Genomic DNA, 18394 nt, shown 5'->3' with positions numbered 1-18394 from the left:
AAGAATCCCTGATGTTGTTGAGTACGGCATAAAAAAGGACACGTAATTGCACTGAAATGCATACGTGTCCTTTTTGGGATCGAAAAGATGGGTATGCGATGAACGAACATAAGTGCAGGAGTGGATAATGTGATTGTGGATCAAATGAAGCTGGAAGCTCGCCGCGACAAGTTATCTTGCTCGGACCAGTGGCAATGGTGGGATTGGGTTGCACCTGACCCCGCCAACATGAATGATGCTTTGGAGGAGCTGACAGAGGCATTTCCGGAAATGGAGTATTGGCTTCATAAAATTCCGGAAGTCGAATCGAATTATTTGTCTGTCCGTTTCGTGAAGGGTACAGAGCCCGTCATATTTGGCTCCTTGTTGTATGCGATCAAGAATGAGAGAGACGACAAACGACAGGATAATCAGATGTTTTTCTATGTCGATCGCAATAACCTGGTTACCTTGAATATGGATGACAATACACGAGGCATTATGAAGACGGATGAACGCGCCCATATGTTACAGCAATGTAGTGAGGCCAGGGACGGGATGTTTGTACTTTTTCGAGCTATACTGCATTACTACCATGTGGGGATGGATCATTTTGAGATGAACCTGCGTGATCTGGAACGGAAGATGGAATCCCGCAATGCCCGCACCTTGATGGACCAGATTCTCGCCGCTCGATTTGAATTGTTGTACTGGAGCAATCTGTTTATTCCCTACTCGGAACTGATGGCTGCTGCCCATGAGGCTTACCTCAGCGAAATCAACGAAAATCGATACTTCCAACAGCTCCAACATCGAGTAGAGCGGATGGAACGTTTGTTTAATCACTACGAGAAAGAGATCGATACGTTAATCTCCATTGATAATGCGATCTCTGGTGTACGCGGGAACGAGATTATGAAGACGCTGACCATTGTCACCGCTGTGTTCATACCCGCCACGGCAGCTGGTGCGATCTGGGGAATGAACTTTGAGAACCTGCCCTTTATCGACAAATCATGGGGAGTTGTGCTGGTCCTTATCGTCATTATCTTAAGCATGATCAGCATGTATGTATGGCTGATGATGAAAGGATGGACAGGAGATCTGCTCAAAGTAAAACCCTCACAGTCTTCTGCCGAAGAAGGACAGAGTAGAGGAGCGACGGGAAAGCGTAAGACTTGACCTACTCTGCTAATTCATTTTAGTTTTTGTAATCTTCAATATAACCAAGCAAGTCAGCGATATATTGTCCCACAATCGGCATATTGACGAATTGACTGAGAATGAACGCCAGCAAACCCAGAACGACAAAGGTACCTACGGTCAGACCGAGTCCTCGAGCCATACCCGCTGTAAAGTTCGTAATAATCCGCTTTTTCGGACTGCTGTAATTCTCAATAATATCCTTGATCTGTGCTCTCTCCAGACTATCCGCAATCTGGTCCAGACGTGTGTTCAATCGCTTTACCTCATGCCGCAATTCAAAAGGATGCTCGCTTGTATCATACTGTTGCGGCGGTGTTCCTTCCGTAATTGGAGTATTGCCGTTGATTGTAACTTTACTCATGTTTCCTTCCCCCTCAACTCGCATTGGATAAAAAATAGCCAGCTGGAGTGCAGCTGGCTATTGGTCACTCGATCTGTATAGCCTTACAGGCTAGTCGAGTTAAGTTCTTTACGTGCATCTTCCTTCGCTTCCACGGAAGCGGCAGCCACTTCATCAGATGCACGGGATGCTTCGTTAGCCACATCAGCGGACGCTTTTCTCACAGAGTCCATTACATCATTGCGGCCTTGATTTACCGTTTTCGCAATATCAGAAGTTTTGGAAGAGACCGTTTTAGCCAGTTCAGAGGCTTTATCACCTACAACCGTTGCCACTTCTTTGGTGCGGTCAGTAACGATGCCCACTTTCTCGGAAAGGTCACCACGCAATTCACGTCCTGGTTTAGGAGCAAAGAGTAGTGCTGCAGCTGCTCCCAGCAAACCCCCGATGAAAATTCCTTTGGCGAAAGTCGAACCAGTCTGTACAGGATATTGCTCTTCTGCTTTATTCATGTCTAATCACTCCTTCTTCAAATTAAGAAACAAATACGAAACAACGAACACCTTGTTGCCCGAATCAGGCAGCCTGTCTTAGCAGTCTGGACACAAGCCCCAGCAAGAAAACAAAGAGCGCTGTACCAATGATGGCAGGAATAATGGCAAAGTTACCGATAACCGGTCCCCAGTTACCAAGCAAAAGTGCTCCCAGCCAGGCTCCGGCAAATCCGGCAATCATTGCACCGATGATACCTCCAGGCATGTTGTGACCGGCAAGTGCATCTCCGATCAAACCGATGATGACTGCCATCACTATGCTGATAATGATGCCCCACATAACAACCGCCTCCTTTAAACTTGATGTAGGATGTTGTCTGTTCGCGTTTGCTTACTTCGTATATAAACGCCGTGCAACCCTGTGAAACAATAAAGATGAGGATGAATGAACTGGAAATTGGAGGAATTCATTCTTTAATGGGTTCGTTTAATGCCTTTGATCATGCAGAAGATCCATGCCAAACCAGCGGCAAATCCCGTAAATACATCCGTAGGATAATGAACACCCAGCATGATGCGGCTGAGGCCGATGAAGAAAATAAAACTGATCCCGCATAGAACAGGTAGCCACACACCGGTAGTGGCATGCCGCTGTCGTTCAATGGCCCATATGACAAAGAGCATGCCGTAGAAGCCCATGGAGATCATGGCGTGTCCGCTAGGGAAGCTGTACCCGTGAACGACCAGCAGATGATCCAGTTCAGGTCTGCTTCGTCTGAAAAATTCCTTCAATAACGTGTTCAGAATCCACATCATGGCAAAACTTCCCGAGATCGCATATCCATATATAACAAACCTTGGACTGCGTTGCATGAAGAAAAGAAGGGCAAAACCACCTGCAGCCACAGCAGAGATTTTGAATGAGCCCAGTGCGGTTATGAATGCAGTGTACGAGAATAGATGAAGACGTGAATCCGAATTCAGATAAAATAATTGCTGAATTTGATCATCCAGACGAATAATAACATCAGCACCCAGCCAGGCACCCAGACCTGCCAGGATAAATACGACCGAAGCGCTGAGGGCCAGACCAGCCAAACCCCAGTTGAGGAGTGGACGTAACAACGTGCCGGGAGTTGAACCGAATGAGGCTGGTGAATATGTTTTGCGCGGCATAGTGAGTTTCTCCTTCAGTAGTTGTAGTAGATGAACGTAGATTGATAAAGCTATACCCGAAATACCTGTCGAAAAAACTGTAAAAACGTCGCTTTTGTACTATACTATTTAAGATATCCCATGCGGCGTCGTGACGCAAAGCAGAGATGAATTCGGGAGCACAAAGGAGAGAACTCGCATGGAGAGTGCCTTGTTAATTAAAGAATACCGTGCAGGCGTTATGGAATGCGCCCACTACGGACACATAAGTATTACGGATGAGCATGGTCGAATCGTATACTCGGCTGGTGATCCTCATTTTCGAGCGTTCACTCGCTCATCTGCCAAACCTTTTCAAGCTATTCCAGGAATTCGGGCAGGGATTGCCATCCACTACGGCCTCTCAGCACAGGAGATTGCGATCATGTCCTCTTCGCACCGTTCGGAACCGGAACATATTCGGGTGCTGGAGCAGCTATCCGGTAAAATCGGATTAGGAGAAGAATGCCTGATCTGTGCGCCGAGTTATCCGCTTAATGAAGAAAGTCGCAATGAATGGTTACGTGCACAAGGGGAGAAACGTCGCATTTTGCACAACTGTTCCGGCAAACATCTGGGAATCCTGGGATACAGTCAGATGAAGCAGGTGGACCTGGGCAGTTACGCTGAGCCGGATCATCCGGTGCAACGTGAAATTCTCGAAACGTTTGCCGACCTGGCAGGCATTCAGGAAAAAGAGATTGAGCTTGGGACGGATGGCTGCGGCTTTCCGGTATTTTCTTTGCCGTTATCGGCACTGTCGAACGCCTATCTGAAGCTCGCTTGTCCGGATCTTATCGCCGATCCTTCCACAAGAACAGCTGTGGAGACGATCACATCGGCCATGAATGAATATCCGTTGATGGTAGGTGGCACGGAGCGTGTAGATTCAGTTTTGCTCGAAGACAATAACATTGTAGCGAAGGGTGGATTCAAGGGGGTCTTCGGATTTGGTCTGAAAAAAGAAAGACTGGGAATCACCTTCAAGGTACTGGATGGTTCTGAGGAAGAGTGGGCCTTCATTACCCAATCCATCCTGAAACAGATTGGTTATTCCAATGAGAGCACCATTGCACGATTGGCTGAAGTATTCCCTTCGGACATCCGAAATGACGCGGGTACCCTTGTGGGGCATGCAGATAGTGAGTTCCTTCTGCACTCACTTGAAGATAGCGTATAACCTTAAGAAGGGGCGTGATTAGAGTTGCCGGACCCCGGGTAAAGATGACATACCAACTGGTATTCATCTATACAATTCATATACACGCATGGACTGCCGCGGTAATGTGGCAGCTCTAAACCCTTGGAGGTGGATGAACATGATTAAAGTGGTGACATCGGAAGAAAGGCACACGTCGGATCGAGGTTGGATACACAGTGAATTTAGCTTTTCGTTTGCGGATTATGATGATCCGAGCAACGCCCATTTTGGCTGTCTGCTGGCTCATAATGACAACACGCTGATGCCGCAAGAAGGCTTTAAGAAACATCCACATCATGATCTCGAACTTGTCAGTTATGTCATATCAGGCACACTCAAGCACACGGATAGTATGGGAACAGAACAATTGCTTGAACCGGGAACGGTCCAGGTTATGAGTGCGGGAACGGGAGTTGAACATTCCGAGACCAACCCGTCAGCGGATGAATCGGTACGTTTTCTCCAGATGTGGTTTTTGCCATCGGAGCGTATGCTGAAACCTTCCTATACGAATCGGAGAGTAGAGCCGCAGGAGCATTTGAATCGTCTATGTCCGATTGTATCAGGGCAAGAGGGCGAGGGAACCGAGGGCGCATTGCCTATTTCCCAGGATGTAACCTGTTACCTGTCCCATTTGGAGTCCGGGAAGAAATTGATGTACCCGCAACATGAAGATCGGCGTACTCATCTTTTCCTGATCAGTGGACATGTGGAGATTCATTGTTCGGACGGTAACTTCAACCTCAAGCCGGGGGATGCTGCGCGAATTCGTAAAAGCTGTGATCTGCAAATTACGAGCACAGGCAGTGAACCTGCCGAATTTGTTCTGGTTGACCTACCTTAAGCATATAAACATGTGAAAAAGGACCTGTTTCCACGTTGATGTGGAAGACAGGTCCTTTTTTGGGCTTAGGATTTACGAAGGTTACCCAGTTCCGAAGCGACAGCTTCCACTTCAGAGATACTGAGATGTTCTTTGCTCAAAATCATTTCATACAGGTCAAACAGATCTTCATATTTCTCAAGTGGGAATGACGAAGCTTGCATTGCGGCACCGCTTGCCATCCGAAGTTTGGTTTTGATCGCTTCAATCATATATTCCATATTGGCTGCTGTTGCTTGTGTTAAATCCATCGTTAAGTTCATCCCTTCCGTATCGGAAACTCTTGTTATTGTATCATGATTGGAAGTGCTCAGGCCAATGCTTTTGCGGGGAAACGAAGCATCGGTTACAATGATGGATACAACAACAGGGATCAATGGAGACCTGAGTGTACTGGAGGGAATACAGCTTGGCAGCGTATAAGCGAGAAATGGTTCGCCATCAAGGAAGAGAAGTCCGTAAAGGCGTGCCTGCAGAGGATCTGGTATTATTTTTCAAAAACATCGTTCAACTTCATTCTCCAAATGAAATTACGTTTGTCTGCATCGGTACCGATCGTTCCACCGGGGATGCTCTGGGTCCACTGACAGGAAGTTTACTGCAAGAGAATGGAATGGAGAACGTGATTGGCACGCTGTTTTCCCCTTGTGATGCAGATACGCTGGAGAAGAAATTGGCACATATTCCGGCACACCATGCCATCATAGCGATTGATGCGTGTCTGGGTCCAAAGAATGCCGTAAGTACATACTATCTCTCGAACAACCCACTCATTCCGGCTCAATCGGTTGGGGGCAAGTTGCCTCCTGTCGGACAATACAGTGTAGCAGCTGTGGTTAATGCCAATGGACCAAGGCCTTATTCCATATTGCAGATGACCTCGCTTCACTTGGTTATGGGAATGTCACGAACGATTGCAGACGCCGCGATTGAAGCATGGAAATGGAGACAAACGTTTCATTCATGATACGTAGGCTTAATAATATACAACCTGAATTATTTAATTCGCGCAGAGAGAGGGATTCATATGGAAAAAGTGATGTGTGATGGAACAACGATTTGTTATGCCGAACAAGGTAAGGGAGAAGCACTCATTTTGCTCCACGGATACTGTGGCAGTTCCTCGTATTGGGATGAGGTCGTACCCGAGCTGGCACGCAGCTATCGCTGTATCGTACCTGATCTGCGTGGACACGGAAAAACAGATGCACCTGTAGGAAGTTATACGATCGAACAGATGGGCAACGATGTATTACAGCTGATGGATGAGCTGAATGTGGATAAGGCGGTCCTTCTGGGACACTCCATGGGGGGATATATTGCGCTCTCGATTGCACAACGTCACCCGGAGCGTTTGAATGCATTTGGCCTGATTCATTCCACAGCCTATCCGGACAGTGAAGAAGCCAAGGAGAAACGCCTTCGCGCCGTTTCCACCATTCAAACTGAAGGTATCGTGAATTTTGTAGATGGACTGGTTCCTGGCCTATTCGCACCGGAACATGTGGAGTCGTTATCTAAGCAAGTCACACGTGTGAAGGAGATTGGTTACCAGACAGCCCCTCAAGGTGCTGTTGGCGCTGCACTTGCTATGCGAGAACGCCCGGATCGCCGTGATGTGTTGTCAGCCACACCATTACCTGTATTGCTGGTAGCTGGAGAGAAGGATGCTGTTATCCCGCCAGAACGCACATTTACAAGTGACAAGCCACATATCGTGCAAGCGGTTATTGCTGGTGCAGGTCATATGAGCATGTATGAAGCTCCTGAAGAGTTAATTCAGGTCATTAAACAATTCATGGCTGGATTATCGAAGTAATTGATGAAGTGATTGATGTCGATTTCATTAGAATTTAGAATATAGTTTGGTTTCTGGATGATCCTACCCTCTTGTGGAGGAGTATCCAGTTCCATTCCAGTCGAGCCCCTGCAACGTCCCTTTCGGATAGGCAGGGGTTTGGTGTGTTCATGGCCAGAGCTTAGACGCGCACGTCTTGTTTTGGCTTTTTGTCATGGCATGAATTAAAATAACTATAAAGGGACGTTATGAGAACGATTGGATGTACAGGGTCGAATGATGAGGGGGCATACAGCATGTTCAGAAAAGATTATCTGCTCCGCATGATGGAGGAAATGACAGAGGCAATTGGCAAAGTGTTCACGCTCAAACAGCAGCGTAAGCACACCGAGGCATTGTCCGAACTGGATGAGCTGATGCGCAGGCAGTTTGGATTAAATCTATCCCTACTGAACTCATTGCCAGCGGAGGATGTTATTGAAATGTTCCGTTTTCGCGGAATGATTGAAGTGGACAATCTACAGCAAGCCGCCAGGCTAATTGAAGAAGAGGCATATATTTATCAAGAAAAGGCCAGAGTGGAAGGCATCGAGGATCAGGAGAGAATGGACGCAGAGGATGAGGCCCTCATTCGATTGATGAGATCACTTCATTTTTACCTGTATGCATTGAATCATGGCGCTAATCCCAAGTTATTGGACGCACCGGAACGGGTGGAGGGTGTGCTGGGGCTTACGAAAGAATATGAACTTCCTGCTCGAACCGAAAGACAGCTTGCCCTGTATCGTGAACAACAAGGGCGCTACGACCAGGCAGAGAACAGTTGGTACAGGCTGCTACAGCTTGGTGGTGAATTCCCGGTGAGCTACCGAGATGATGTACAGGCGTTCTATGAAAGGTTGAGCCAACTTACGGACGAACAACTGGAGCAGGGCGGTCTGCCACGGAACGAAGTTGAAGAGGGACTAGCTGAACTAAATCGTCAAGAGATGAACTCATAAAATATGGATTGGATCAAGGCTTGTTACCTGCCTTTACTTGGAGAGGGAACGGAATTGTGGTATGGTAACGGTTGACCAAATCAAACCGAAAGTGAGATGTACCCCGTGGATTCATTGCGAAAGCTTATACAAGACATCTTTGAACAGAATTCGCTGATTACAGCGACCTGGAGCCAGCTGCGCAGACGGGACAATGTCTCGTATACCAAAGTGCAAGTCAAGCCGGTGACACTGAAGAATCAGCTGCATTATCAATTTGCATTTCATTATAATAACAAAGTGCTGCACGAGAATTTGACTCCGGCTGAAGCGGCTGAGCGCATGACTTTGCTATGCGAAGAGACGTTTCGTCAAGGCCTGCTCTGTACGACCGAAGCAGACTATCAAATTTTGATCAGCAAAAAATATAAAGTATCCATTCTGACCAAATCTGCTTCCAAGACTGCGGTGGATCTGTCGCATAACCGCAAGAAGCAATATGTATTGGAAGAAGGCGTACCTGTATCGTTCCTCGTTGAACTTGGTATTATGAACGAAGAAGGTCGTGTGCTCGCCCGCAAGTATGACAAGTTCAGACAGATCAACCGTTTCCTCGAAATGGTGCAGGATGTTATTCCGCATCTGCCGGAGGGACGTCCACTGACCATCGTTGATTTTGGTTGTGGTAAGTCTTATCTGACATTTGCGTTATATCATTATCTGTCTGTACAACAACGGCGTTCGCTCAAGATTATTGGGTTGGACTTGAAGGCAGATGTAATTGAACACTGTAATGATCTGGCTAATCGATTGCACTATGGCGATCTGAAGTTTCTGGTTGGAGACATCGCGGACTACGATGAATTGAACGAAGTGGATATGGTTGTAACGCTGCATGCCTGTGATACAGCTACCGATGCTGCTTTGGAGAAGGCGGTTCGTTGGGGGGCTTCTGTTATTCTATCTGTTCCTTGCTGTCAGCATGAACTGTTTGACCAAGTAGAGGCTTCCGTGATGAATCCGTTGTTGTCCCATGGCATCCTCAAGGAACGTTTCTCCGCACTGGCTACGGATGGGATTCGTGCCAAGTTGCTTGATCTGATGGGATACAAGACACAATTGCTTGAATTCATCGATATGGAGAATACGCCTAAAAACATATTGATTCGTGCTGTTCGCGGTCAGGCCGGCGAAGTGACGGAGATGTGGAACGAATATACGGATTTCCGTGATTTCATTCATGCTGACCCCTATTTGGAGCGGGCTTGTGCAGATTTGCTTCCTGGCGATGGCAAGCAGGCCGGTGGGAAATCGAGCAAAGAAACCGTTCAGGATTCCGCAAATTGCGACCTTTGCTGAGTGTGCCAATGACAATACAGGGACATACTGCAATTAGGGTCTCTGAATGTGAACTTCAATTGAATGCACATACTTTATAACAAGCAACATCATAACTGTCAGATATATATCAGGCAGAAGGACCCGTTATCGGGATCTTCTGTCTTTTTGTTATGCATGTGGAGCGGTGGAAGGAGGGAGGAAGGTGATGAAGAATAGGACAATGGATCAGGGAGTTTTAAGGGATAGACGAAGACAAGGGAATGCGGAGAATGAGGAAAGGATGAAACACGCGTTTGACAGGTCTCACCATGCAGATGGTATAGAACATGTAGATAACAGGGACTTATGTAATGGGGGCAGGAGGGACGGTAGAGACAGTAGAGATCGTACATATCGTACATATCGTAGGGAAGTTACATACAACAAAGATGGTACATGTAAAAAAGATGATACATATCAATCAAATGGAGTTATCCAAACTGAGGGGTCAGATCGTTTTTCACGGATATTGAGATGTGAACATTATTCAGGGTCAGGATGGACTGTTGGGTTGGGCATACTCTCCATTGTCTTGCTGCTCGTAGGGTGTCTGAGTCGGGGGCTTTACTATTCGGCTGATCTGTATCCTGTCCTTCTGATCGCAGCAGTATGTATATTGATCATGTTGTTTCTTTTCCTTGTAGGTATTCGTCACAAGAAGGGGAGTGAACGAATACCCTTGTCATTGGGACAGGGACAAGGTGACATCGAAGGAATGGTCGAGAACATATTTCGATTTCCGGGAATGTGGCGGGTGTTGTGGCCGCTGGGGATGATGATTTGTTTTGGGCTACATGCATGGGCAGGCTCGGTGAGTAAACAGGGTAGCATGGATGAGATGCTACGGTGGAGCCTGCTTGCGATGTTTACTCTGCTCACCGCAGTACTGGCTGCGCGCATGGATGGTGCGCGCTGGTTAGCCTGCGGTTGGCAGGTAGCAGGCGGCCTGCTTGTGTTAAGCGGCATCTTAGCCGTGTGCGGAGTATTGCCGCTGCCCTTCGGGGTGATGCGGACTGCTGACCCCGAGATCAGTTCCGCCGGTGCACGGCTCGGCGGATTATTGCAGTACCCTAATGCGTACGGTGCCGTTGTCGGCATGTACGCATTGGAGCGGCTGACAGCCGCCGCGCGAGTCATAGCCCGGCCGGTGTCGGCCGGGCGACTCATCGCGGCAGTGCTGCCGCTCATGCCCGCGCAAGCGGCGCTCCTGCTGAGCGAGTCGCGCGGCGCTTGGCTGGCGACCGGCTGTGCCGCGGTCGCCGCCTTCGCTTTGCAGCGGCGCGGTGCCCGCCTGCCGCTGCTGCTGGCCACGGCCGCGCCACTGGCGTGCGCGGCCTGGCTGTACCGCCAGCTGGCTGCTGCCCAGCTGGCGCCTGCACCTGTGCCCGGCCTGCTGGCACTGGCCGGGGCATGGGCAGCTGCGCTGCTCGGCACGCTGCTGCTGTGCCGCCTCTGGCACAGCGACGCCGCCAAGGCCCGCGTCGCTACCTTGACGGCCATCGTGCTGGCGGGAGCCGCCGCCGCACTGATGGCCGTGGCCTCCACCGCCGATCGCCTCGCGGCAGGTGTCGGCACTGGGGTGTCCCGCCTACAGATGTGGCGGGACGCCCTCCAGCTGTGGACCGAGGCCGCATGGCTCGGCCACGGGGGAGACACATGGCGCAACATGTTTCGCGCCATTCAATCCTCGCCTTATGTTGGAGGCGAGGTTCACAACGGCCTGCTCGATCTCGCCCTGGACACGGGCCTGATCGGCATCCTGCTTGTCGCAGGGTGGTTTCTCCTCACCCTTCGAAGCATCTTTGACTTTGCACCGCATCTCATGCCATCCGTGCTTATTTTTGGCCTGCATGGGGCGATGGACTTTGACTGGAGCTTCACACTATTCTGGATGTTTTTCATCTGGTTCGGCGCTTGGGCAGACGCATTGAAGACGGAAGCAGAGGGAGTCAAACGATCCGAGGGAATTGCGGAATACACCTCCTCCAAATCCAAATCCAGATTCAGATCTCGTTTCTTTCCATACCTACCGGACCAATCCCGTCCATCTACTGTCCCGATGCGTTCCTTCTTTCATATTCTTCAGCGAGTAACTGTTCGGGTAATAAGGGTATCGACAGTGATGATTATTCTTTTCTGGCTTGGTGGAACAGTGTGGCTGACCTTCCGATACGCAGTAGCAGAAGTGCAGTACCGCCAGGCGATGTCTGAACCGGAAGGCACTCCAGCACAGAAGGTACATCTTCTGGCAGCCCTTCAGTCTAACCCGAATCGACCGGATATCGTGATATCCCTTGCTCGAGCGCTCCCGGGACGAGAAGCAGAATCAATCCTTCTGAACAGCCTGTCCCATTCCCCGGGTCACCCTCAGATGTACATCGAATTGGGACGCTTGGCAGCCCAATTCGGAGAGGGACAGCAGGCTGGAAAATATTTCGAACAAGCGATCGCATTGAATCGGTATGATAGCGTCGGCCAATCCACGGCTTTGTACTGGATGGAGAAGGCAGCGCGGCGGGAATGGGAGGCAGGATTCACGGATCGAGCCCAACAGACTGCCGCCGCTGGTGTACAGATGTATGAACGTTATCAACTGCTGGCTAAGGAAGTGGAGGCAGGAAACGTTCGCAATGATCGTCGTTTTGTACTGGAAGAACATGCTCAAGATTATGGAGAGAACCTGCGCAGGTTTGCTTCCGCCGCTGCTTCTTCTCTTCCGTTTACTCCAGAGTTGACCAAGCGGAGCCCTTGAATCACGGCTGGATCTTGACGCTTACCCAAGCGATATGATGATGGATGTCAGCGTCTAAAAAGTCTGGAACTCCAAGCTGGCTGCTCCTAGCGGATGGGTATACGATTTTCTAAGGAACATAGGACGTCTTATATGGCCTTTAGCTCCTCTTTTAAACTGTAAGGAACAGCAGACACGTTATTCCCCGAAATCCCCTAATAAAAATGTTATAAAAGGCTAGAAATTCCGATATAACGTGTCTCAGATTCCTTAGATTTCTAAGCGTGCTTCAAATCCTTGAATAAGACGCCTCAGATTCGTTACCACTCGTGGGCTTGAGCATGAGCATGAGAATCTACACGCTGTTTGTGTTCATGCCCACTGTGGTAGTCGGCCCCATGCTCTGTTCCAACCGCACACTAGAGGACGACCGCGAATTCCACCCAGAGCGAAGCTTTTATTGCTGCATATTTACAAACGATACCCGCCAAATGCATGCTGAAACGCATCTTTTAATGGTTCAACATCCACTTCCCACAGTGCGGCGATCTCTGCACTGACATCCGTGTTCCACCACTCACATAATTTTTTGCGGTTGTCGCGATTCTCACCGATCCAGAGCAGATTCGTAATCACCTTACCGTAATAACATTCTTCCGCCTGCTTCATCCGTTCGGGGGAGACATACACTTTTAGCCTTTTGGCTGTACGATACAATTCCTTGCTGCATGCCCTGCGAATCCCCCTGGCTGAAGGAAGGTTTTGACCGGATTGCTTATGTTTGACCGGTGGAGAACCGGGTATTGACTTGTGTGACATCTTTTCACGCTCCTCTCCCCATACCATATGCGAACCGCTGCAAACGGGACACTACCCCAACCTCGTGAAGTAGCAACGTCCACAGGCCTGTGATAAAATAGGGACGAACATCCATGGTGCGGAGGGGCACCGCCAATCAGGATGGAGAAAGAGGGTTGAGATGGACTTTATTCATAACCTTGTCGGCCAATTGTTCGATTGGATTCAAAGTCTTGGTTACTTTGGAATCATGCTTGGATTAATGATGGAGGTCATCCCGAGCGAAATTGTGCTGGCGTATGGAGGTTTTCTCGTTTCACAAGGTAATATCAACTTCTTCGGTGCTATGATTTTCGGAACAGTGGGCGGTGTGATTGCCCAATTATTTATTTACTGGATTGGCCGTTATGGCGGCAGACCTGTGCTTGAACGCTACGGTAAATACATACTCATCCAGAAAAAACACATCGACCATTCCGAAGAGTGGTTCCGCAAGTATGGTACAGGTGTCATTTTCACGGCGCGTTTTGTTCCGGTGGTAAGGCATGCAATCTCCATCCCGGCTGGCATCACGAAAATGCACGCAGGCAAATTCATCTTGCTCACTACACTCGCTGTTATACCTTGGACTGCATTGTTTATATATTTAGGGATGATTCTTGGAGATCAATGGAAGCATATTGATGAGAAAGCGGCACCATATGTGATGCCGATTTTGCTTGTCGCTCTCGCCCTTATGATTGTTTATGTACTTATTAAATGGATGAATGCTCGTAAAAAGAAAGGAAGTGTCTAGTCATGGGTAAACCCAACTTGTCTCACAAATTCGGTAAAGGTCTGCCACCGAAGGATTTTATCGAGAGTATGACCAAGAACCAAAGTGAATTCCAGGCCAACTATGATAGCTTTACCTGGTCGAACGAAGAGGATCGTGAGTTCTTTGAGAGTCTGAACCATCGCGATGATCTGCGTGTGTTAATTCTGGCTGCGGACTGGTGCGGGGATGTTGTCCGTAATATTCCGGTTGTGTTCCAGGCGCTTGAAATCTCAGGAATCCCAACAGAGGTTCTGATTATGGAGAACCATCCTGAAGTGATGGATGAGTTCCTGACGATGGGTGGCCGTTCCGTGCCAGTTGTTATTTTCGCAGATACAGGTGGTCATGTATTGGGTCAGTGGGGACCTCGTCCGCAGCATGTACAGGAAGTTATGATTGAATTCAAACGCCTTAATCCGGATCGTGAAGCAGCAGATTATCAAGAAAATTTGGCTGTAGCACGTCAAGAGATAGGCAAACGTTATGGGGAAGGAACGGAGTCACATGCGGCCATTATCCGTGAGCTGCGTGAACTGATTTCGGGTTACTAAGCCGATATGCTTAACATACGTACGTTTTCATTAGGCCCACTTCAAACCAATGCGTATCTCTTACAAGGAGATGATCCGGGTAAAGCCGTCATTATTGATCCGGGCATGAATCCAGGGCCGCTGCTTAAAGCGATCCAAGACTTGGAGATCGAAGCCATTCTCCTCACTCATGCTCACTTTGATCATATGGGTGGGGTAGATGAGATCCGTAAATTGAAGAGTTGTCCCGTTTATCTTCATGATTTGGAGAGTGATTGGCTTACAACCCCGAAATTAAATGGATCTTTGAATTGGCCGCAGGCGACACCACCGCTTTCGACAGATCCTGCTGAATATGCCATGGACGAAGGGCAGAAGCTGAATCTGATTGGACATACGTTTAAAGTGTTCCATACACCTGGCCATTCACCAGGCAGTGTAAGTTTGCTTTGTGATAACGACCTGTTTGCCGGTGATGTGCTGTTCCGCATGGGTGTGGGCAGAACGGACCTGACAGGAGGGCGTGAACGGGATCTGATTGATTCCATTCAGAACAAGCTTTACACGTTTGCTGATGAAGTGAAAGTTTATCCAGGTCATGGTCCCAAAACGACCATTGGTTATGAGAAACAGAATAATCCTTACGTGTCCGCAAGATAATCCGACATGATATGTGAAGAAAGTCTGGACAAGTGACAACTTTTTCATTAGAATAGCAATTAGTTGTTACAAGCGTTAAGGCATTATCTAACTGAAGCATTACCAAGAAACACCCAACCTTGCGAAGCACGCAGACTGTGGTCTATACCCGGTTTGCGTTCTTTTTTTGTTTTCAGCTCCTTTTTATCACAGAATCAGCCTGTTTTACCCTACATAGAGATGTATGATGTGCTTCATCACAAGCCAGTTTGAGACCAATAGCAAGTTAGCAGCAAGTATAGATTGATTTAGAAAAAAAGAATTTAAGAAAATAGTAGATCATGAGAGCGGGGAATATCAAAGTGGAGAAAACAAGAGTTATTCCGTTGGGACAGCGTGTCGAGTATCCGATTATTGAAGAAAACCGTCGCATAATGGAAAGTGGAAAAAGAGAAAAAGGAACTGAGCGAGCTTCAATACATAACCCTAGTGTGACCCGTGAAGGGATGAATTCTCAGCAGAATATATGGATGAGTCGTGTATTACGAAACGGAGCCCGCAACCAACCGTGGTTCGACAAGCTGCAAGATTACCGGAATGAAGTCTGATTGCCCGGGAAATTGTCGGGTTTAATTTTTTATCATTCCATTGAACGTTTCTGCAGAGCCTGTCGTATTAACTCCAGATTGAACGGGAGCAGGTGATGATCATGATAAAGGCAGCTGAACTCGAAGAGGTACGCAGAGCAGTATCGGGAGACGATGGTTCAGGGCACATGGATCTTTCAGGACGCACGCAGACGTGGACGTTTCTCTTGGTTATGGGGAATAATCTGATTTCCCACGCCGCTCATTATATATTGGTTTGTCGTGATTCGATCACAGCGCAAGCCAGGTAGACGAAATCCGAAATAGCATTATTTTAAAAATGGAAAAAAAGATTTTGCACAAATATGTTGTTTAATTCTAGTATTCCTAGACATCGTTATTCTTTTCTAGTAGACTATACAAATAAATATTAAGATAGACTACCAGGAGGTTAGACGATGCTGCGATTAGGAGAGAAGGTTGTCATCGTCGCGGATGCGTTTGAGCAGAATCTTCCTGTGGGGGAATATGGTTTCATCATCGCTTATGACCGGAATCCGGACAATGCGTTCGATTACGTGCTTCGAGTGCCGCAGGTGAACCGGAACTTTTTTGTTCCATCCGGCGACGTCGATCTGGAAGAGGTTCTGCTGAAGCAGGAAGCTGAGCGGGTCGAGCGAGAAGCGTTGATAGATTACGCCCTTGCGACACACAATGAGAAGCTGTTTCATCATCTGATGAACGGAGATTTTCAAACTGTGGAAGAGGAAGAGGAAACCGCGAACGATGTTATGTCACAGGCGGATTTTATAAAGCAGGTTAATCTGCGTGCATGGATTTAGAATTTTAAGAGTCGGCTGATGCCGGCTCTTTTTTATTTTATAAGTTCGTTTTTAGCTTCCCGGAAGTCAGTCAGGTCATTTGCATTGAATTGTCGAACTATCTCACCTATAATGAAAAAAGTTATCTTGAGACTTTAGCCCGTTAAACGAGCGATTCGTTTCAGGTCGTTTCGGGAATCAGAACGAATGAAGGAGGCATCCGCTAATGAGTATTTCGAATAATGACGTTCAGCATGTGGCCAAGCTGGCCCGGCTCAACTTGACTGCTGAAGAAGAACAGACCCTGACAGGTCAGCTGAACGCGATTTTAAAATATGCAGAAAAGCTGAATGAGCTGGATACAGAAGACATCGAGCCCACCACTCACGTTCTGCACGTAAGCAATGTCATGCGTGAAGATGAGACCAAAGAAAGCCTGTCGATTGAACAGGTGATGCGCAATGCACCGGAAGAAGAAGACGGGCAGTTTAAAGTGCCTGCTGTAATGGAATAACGGATAACCGGAAGGAGGACAAAAACTGTGAGTTTATTTGAACAATCGTTGCCTGAGTTACATAACAAGCTGCATGCCAAAGAGCTGTCGGTCAGCGATCTGGTGGATCAGGCGTATCAGAACATTGGAGCGCATGACGATAAGGTTAAGGCGTATTTGGCACTGGATGAAGAACAAGCACGCGCTCGTGCACGTCAACTGGATGATCGTCTGGTGAGCGGCGAGGAGAAAGGTTTGCTTTTCGGCCTACCTGTAGGTATTAAGGATAATATCGTTACGAACGGACTTCGCACGACGTGCGGCAGCCAATTTCTACGTAATTTCGACCCGGTGTATGATGCAACAGTTGTCGAGAAATTGAAAGCTGCGGACACCGTCACTATTGGTAAACTCAACATGGACGAATTCGCCATGGGTGGCTCCAATGAGAACTCAAGTTTCTCCCCTGTACGTAATCCATGGGCACTTGATCGCGTTCCAGGAGGCTCCAGCGGTGGTTCGGCAGCAGCTGTGGCTGCGGGAGAAGCATACTTCACGCTTGGATCAGACACAGGTGGCTCCATCAGACAGCCTGCTTCGTATTGTGGTGTTGTTGGATTGAAACCGACATATGGACTCGTTTCCCGCTTTGGATTGGTTGCATTTGCCTCATCCTTGGATCAGATTGGACCTTTGACGAAAAATGTTGAAGATTCTGCCTATGTATTGCAAGCCATTGCTGGTTATGACGCCAAAGATTCGACATCTGCAAAAGTAGAGATTCCGGATTATTTGAGCGGACTGACAGGTGATGTCAAAGGGCTTCGCATTGCTGTTCCGAAGGAATACATCGGTGAAGGCGTAGATCCACAAGTGAAAGAGACAGTTCTGTCTGCATTGAACGTTCTCGAAGGACTCGGGGCAACATGGGAAGAGGTATCCCTTCCGCATACCGAATATGCGGTGGCTACGTATTACCTGCTTGCCTCTTCAGAGGCTTCTTCCAACCTGGCTCGATTTGATGGTGTACGTTATGGCGTACGTGCTGACAATCCGGATAACTTGCTGGATCTGTATCATCAGTCCCGCAGCCAAGGCTTTGGTCCAGAAGTGAAACGTCGCATCATGCTCGGAACGTATGCACTCAGCTCGGGTTACTATGATGCCTATTATCTGAAAGCACAGAAAGTGCGTACATTGATCAAACAGGATTTCGACAATGTATTTGCCAAGTATGATGTGATTATTGGACCAACTGCGCCAACTACGGCATTCAAACTGGGTTCACAGGTGGATGATCCACTTACGATGTATCTGAACGATATTTTGACTATTCCGGTTAACCTTGCTGGTGTACCTGCTGTTAGCATTCCATGTGGATTCTCGGATGGATTGCCTGTCGGCCTGCAGATTATCGGTAAAGCCTTTGATGAAACAACCGTATTGCGTGTAGCGCATGCGTTTGAACAAAATACAGAATTCCATAAGCAGCGTCCGCAGCTGTAGACTGCCCGGAACGGAGG

General features: G+C 48.1%; 22 protein-coding genes. 16 read left to right on the top strand and 6 right to left on the bottom strand.

Annotated elements, in window-relative coordinates:
* Window positions 1–129 precede the first annotated feature (129 nt).
* Window positions 130–1161 carry a magnesium transporter CorA family protein gene (locus NYE45_RS25275; RefSeq protein ID WP_340014461.1) on the top strand — a complete coding sequence of 344 codons (1032 nt, stop codon included), beginning with the start codon at window positions 130–132 and terminating at the stop codon, window positions 1159–1161.
* A 19-nt stretch (window positions 1162–1180) separates the two neighbouring features.
* On the opposite strand, the gene NYE45_RS25270 is transcribed toward NYE45_RS25275, so the two are convergent.
* From NYE45_RS25270 to NYE45_RS25255, 4 genes are all read right to left on the bottom strand, one after another.
* Complete coding sequence (locus NYE45_RS25270) at window positions 1181–1546, bottom strand: DUF5665 domain-containing protein (protein WP_340014460.1); 366 nt, start codon at window positions 1544–1546, stop codon at window positions 1181–1183.
* 83 nt (window positions 1547–1629) lie between these two features.
* Window positions 1630–2037, bottom strand: coding sequence for a YtxH domain-containing protein (locus NYE45_RS25265; protein ID WP_036606997.1), 408 nt, complete (start codon window positions 2035–2037; stop codon window positions 1630–1632).
* A 64-nt stretch (window positions 2038–2101) separates the two neighbouring features.
* Window positions 2102–2359: a GlsB/YeaQ/YmgE family stress response membrane protein gene (locus NYE45_RS25260; protein WP_017692278.1), complete on the bottom strand. Its 258-nt coding sequence runs from the start codon at window positions 2357–2359 to the stop codon at window positions 2102–2104.
* A 134-nt stretch (window positions 2360–2493) separates the two neighbouring features.
* Window positions 2494–3195: a phosphatase PAP2 family protein gene (locus NYE45_RS25255; protein ID WP_340014459.1), complete on the bottom strand. Its 702-nt coding sequence runs from the start codon at window positions 3193–3195 to the stop codon at window positions 2494–2496.
* Window positions 3196–3373: 178 nt separating this feature from the next.
* On the opposite strand from NYE45_RS25255, the gene NYE45_RS25250 reads away from it, so the two are divergent.
* A complete protein-coding gene (locus NYE45_RS25250) occupies window positions 3374–4393 on the top strand; it encodes an asparaginase (protein WP_062836473.1) in 1020 nt (339 codons plus the stop codon).
* 139 nt (window positions 4394–4532) lie between these two features.
* Window positions 4533–5258, top strand: coding sequence for a pirin family protein (locus tag NYE45_RS25245; RefSeq protein WP_076333561.1), 726 nt, complete (start codon window positions 4533–4535; stop codon window positions 5256–5258).
* Between the two features lie 65 nt (window positions 5259–5323).
* Here the strand turns inward: NYE45_RS25245 and NYE45_RS25240 are convergent, their stop codons facing one another.
* Window positions 5324–5548, bottom strand: coding sequence for a DUF1128 domain-containing protein (locus tag NYE45_RS25240; RefSeq protein WP_017692283.1), 225 nt, complete (start codon window positions 5546–5548; stop codon window positions 5324–5326).
* 158 nt (window positions 5549–5706) lie between these two features.
* Between NYE45_RS25240 and yyaC the strand changes: the two genes are divergently transcribed.
* The 5 genes from yyaC (at window position 5707) to NYE45_RS25215 (ending at window position 12207) form a co-directional block, all read left to right on the top strand.
* The gene (yyaC, locus tag NYE45_RS25235) at window positions 5707–6264 is read left to right on the top strand and encodes a spore protease YyaC (protein WP_340014458.1); all 558 of its coding nucleotides are present in this window, start codon (window positions 5707–5709) and stop codon (window positions 6262–6264) included.
* Between the two features lie 60 nt (window positions 6265–6324).
* Entirely contained in the window at window positions 6325–7116 is a 792-nt protein-coding gene (locus tag NYE45_RS25230; protein WP_340014457.1) for an alpha/beta hydrolase, read from the top strand.
* 275 nt (window positions 7117–7391) lie between these two features.
* Window positions 7392–8096, top strand: a complete 705-nt coding sequence (locus NYE45_RS25225) for a DUF6483 family protein (protein ID WP_340014456.1) — start codon at window positions 7392–7394, stop codon at window positions 8094–8096.
* Window positions 8097–8192: 96 nt separating this feature from the next.
* On the top strand, window positions 8193–9434 hold the full coding sequence (locus NYE45_RS25220) for an SAM-dependent methyltransferase (RefSeq protein ID WP_340014455.1): 1242 nt from the start codon (window positions 8193–8195) through the stop codon (window positions 9432–9434).
* Between the two features lie 187 nt (window positions 9435–9621).
* A complete protein-coding gene (locus NYE45_RS25215) occupies window positions 9622–12207 on the top strand; it encodes an O-antigen ligase family protein (protein WP_340014454.1) in 2586 nt (861 codons plus the stop codon).
* A gap of 450 nt (window positions 12208–12657) precedes the next feature.
* Here NYE45_RS25215 and NYE45_RS25210 read toward each other — a convergent pair whose 3' ends face one another.
* Window positions 12658–13005: a dehydrogenase gene (locus NYE45_RS25210; protein ID WP_340014453.1), complete on the bottom strand. Its 348-nt coding sequence runs from the start codon at window positions 13003–13005 to the stop codon at window positions 12658–12660.
* Window positions 13006–13165: 160 nt separating this feature from the next.
* Here NYE45_RS25210 and NYE45_RS25205 point away from each other — a divergent pair, with 160 nt between their 5' ends.
* From NYE45_RS25205 to gatA, 8 genes are all read left to right on the top strand, one after another.
* Window positions 13166–13780, top strand: coding sequence for a DedA family protein (locus tag NYE45_RS25205; RefSeq protein ID WP_145325788.1), 615 nt, complete (start codon window positions 13166–13168; stop codon window positions 13778–13780).
* A gap of 2 nt (window positions 13781–13782) precedes the next feature.
* Window positions 13783–14352 carry a thioredoxin family protein gene (locus NYE45_RS25200; RefSeq protein ID WP_017692292.1) on the top strand — a complete coding sequence of 190 codons (570 nt, stop codon included), beginning with the start codon at window positions 13783–13785 and terminating at the stop codon, window positions 14350–14352.
* Between the two features lie 6 nt (window positions 14353–14358).
* Window positions 14359–14991, top strand: coding sequence for an MBL fold metallo-hydrolase (locus NYE45_RS25195; protein ID WP_340014452.1), 633 nt, complete (start codon window positions 14359–14361; stop codon window positions 14989–14991).
* A 320-nt stretch (window positions 14992–15311) separates the two neighbouring features.
* The gene (locus tag NYE45_RS25190) at window positions 15312–15578 is read left to right on the top strand and encodes a hypothetical protein (RefSeq protein WP_340014451.1); all 267 of its coding nucleotides are present in this window, start codon (window positions 15312–15314) and stop codon (window positions 15576–15578) included.
* 101 nt (window positions 15579–15679) lie between these two features.
* Window positions 15680–15868 carry a hypothetical protein gene (locus NYE45_RS25185; protein WP_340014450.1) on the top strand — a complete coding sequence of 63 codons (189 nt, stop codon included), beginning with the start codon at window positions 15680–15682 and terminating at the stop codon, window positions 15866–15868.
* A 147-nt stretch (window positions 15869–16015) separates the two neighbouring features.
* Window positions 16016–16399: an ATPase gene (locus tag NYE45_RS25180; RefSeq protein WP_340014449.1), complete on the top strand. Its 384-nt coding sequence runs from the start codon at window positions 16016–16018 to the stop codon at window positions 16397–16399.
* 205 nt (window positions 16400–16604) lie between these two features.
* Window positions 16605–16892 carry an Asp-tRNA(Asn)/Glu-tRNA(Gln) amidotransferase subunit GatC gene (gene gatC, locus NYE45_RS25175; protein ID WP_036607033.1) on the top strand — a complete coding sequence of 96 codons (288 nt, stop codon included), beginning with the start codon at window positions 16605–16607 and terminating at the stop codon, window positions 16890–16892.
* Window positions 16893–16919: 27 nt separating this feature from the next.
* Window positions 16920–18377 carry an Asp-tRNA(Asn)/Glu-tRNA(Gln) amidotransferase subunit GatA gene (gene gatA, locus NYE45_RS25170; protein ID WP_340014448.1) on the top strand — a complete coding sequence of 486 codons (1458 nt, stop codon included), beginning with the start codon at window positions 16920–16922 and terminating at the stop codon, window positions 18375–18377.
* Window positions 18378–18394 lie beyond the last annotated feature (17 nt).

This window comes from Paenibacillus sp. FSL K6-1318 (assembly GCF_037976905.1).
Lineage (GTDB): Bacteria > Bacillota > Bacilli > Paenibacillales > Paenibacillaceae > Paenibacillus > Paenibacillus amylolyticus_A.
The sequence above is the reverse complement of the archived record's forward strand: the minus strand, read 5'-3'. Positions and strand labels throughout refer to the sequence as shown.

Bases quoted from the DNA above. Each gene is read 5' to 3' on its own strand.
- NYE45_RS25270 (WP_340014460.1), bottom strand. From the start codon at position 1,546: ATGAGTAAAGTTACAATCAACGGCAATACTCCAATTACGGAAGGAACA.
- NYE45_RS25265 (WP_036606997.1), bottom strand. From the start codon at position 2,037: ATGAATAAAGCAGAAGAGCAATATCCTGTACAGACTGGTTCGACTTTC.
- NYE45_RS25260 (WP_017692278.1), bottom strand. From the start codon at position 2,359: ATGTGGGGCATCATTATCAGCATAGTGATGGCAGTCATCATCGGTTTG.
- NYE45_RS25255 (WP_340014459.1), bottom strand. From the start codon at position 3,195: ATGCCGCGCAAAACATATTCACCAGCCTCATTCGGTTCAACTCCCGGC.
- NYE45_RS25250 (WP_062836473.1), top strand. From the start codon at position 3,374: ATGGAGAGTGCCTTGTTAATTAAAGAATACCGTGCAGGCGTTATGGAA.
- NYE45_RS25245 (WP_076333561.1), top strand. From the start codon at position 4,533: ATGATTAAAGTGGTGACATCGGAAGAAAGGCACACGTCGGATCGAGGT.
- NYE45_RS25240 (WP_017692283.1), bottom strand. From the start codon at position 5,548: ATGGATTTAACACAAGCAACAGCAGCCAATATGGAATATATGATTGAA.
- NYE45_RS25230 (WP_340014457.1), top strand. From the start codon at position 6,325: ATGGAAAAAGTGATGTGTGATGGAACAACGATTTGTTATGCCGAACAA.
- NYE45_RS25225 (WP_340014456.1), top strand. From the start codon at position 7,392: ATGTTCAGAAAAGATTATCTGCTCCGCATGATGGAGGAAATGACAGAG.
- NYE45_RS25220 (WP_340014455.1), top strand. From the start codon at position 8,193: ATGTACCCCGTGGATTCATTGCGAAAGCTTATACAAGACATCTTTGAA.
- NYE45_RS25215 (WP_340014454.1), top strand. From the start codon at position 9,622: ATGAAGAATAGGACAATGGATCAGGGAGTTTTAAGGGATAGACGAAGA.
- NYE45_RS25210 (WP_340014453.1), bottom strand. From the start codon at position 13,005: ATGTCACACAAGTCAATACCCGGTTCTCCACCGGTCAAACATAAGCAA.
- NYE45_RS25205 (WP_145325788.1), top strand. From the start codon at position 13,166: ATGGACTTTATTCATAACCTTGTCGGCCAATTGTTCGATTGGATTCAA.
- NYE45_RS25200 (WP_017692292.1), top strand. From the start codon at position 13,783: ATGGGTAAACCCAACTTGTCTCACAAATTCGGTAAAGGTCTGCCACCG.
- NYE45_RS25195 (WP_340014452.1), top strand. From the start codon at position 14,359: ATGCTTAACATACGTACGTTTTCATTAGGCCCACTTCAAACCAATGCG.
- NYE45_RS25190 (WP_340014451.1), top strand. From the start codon at position 15,312: ATGAGAGCGGGGAATATCAAAGTGGAGAAAACAAGAGTTATTCCGTTG.
- NYE45_RS25185 (WP_340014450.1), top strand. From the start codon at position 15,680: ATGATAAAGGCAGCTGAACTCGAAGAGGTACGCAGAGCAGTATCGGGA.
- NYE45_RS25180 (WP_340014449.1), top strand. From the start codon at position 16,016: ATGCTGCGATTAGGAGAGAAGGTTGTCATCGTCGCGGATGCGTTTGAG.
- gatC (WP_036607033.1), top strand. From the start codon at position 16,605: ATGAGTATTTCGAATAATGACGTTCAGCATGTGGCCAAGCTGGCCCGG.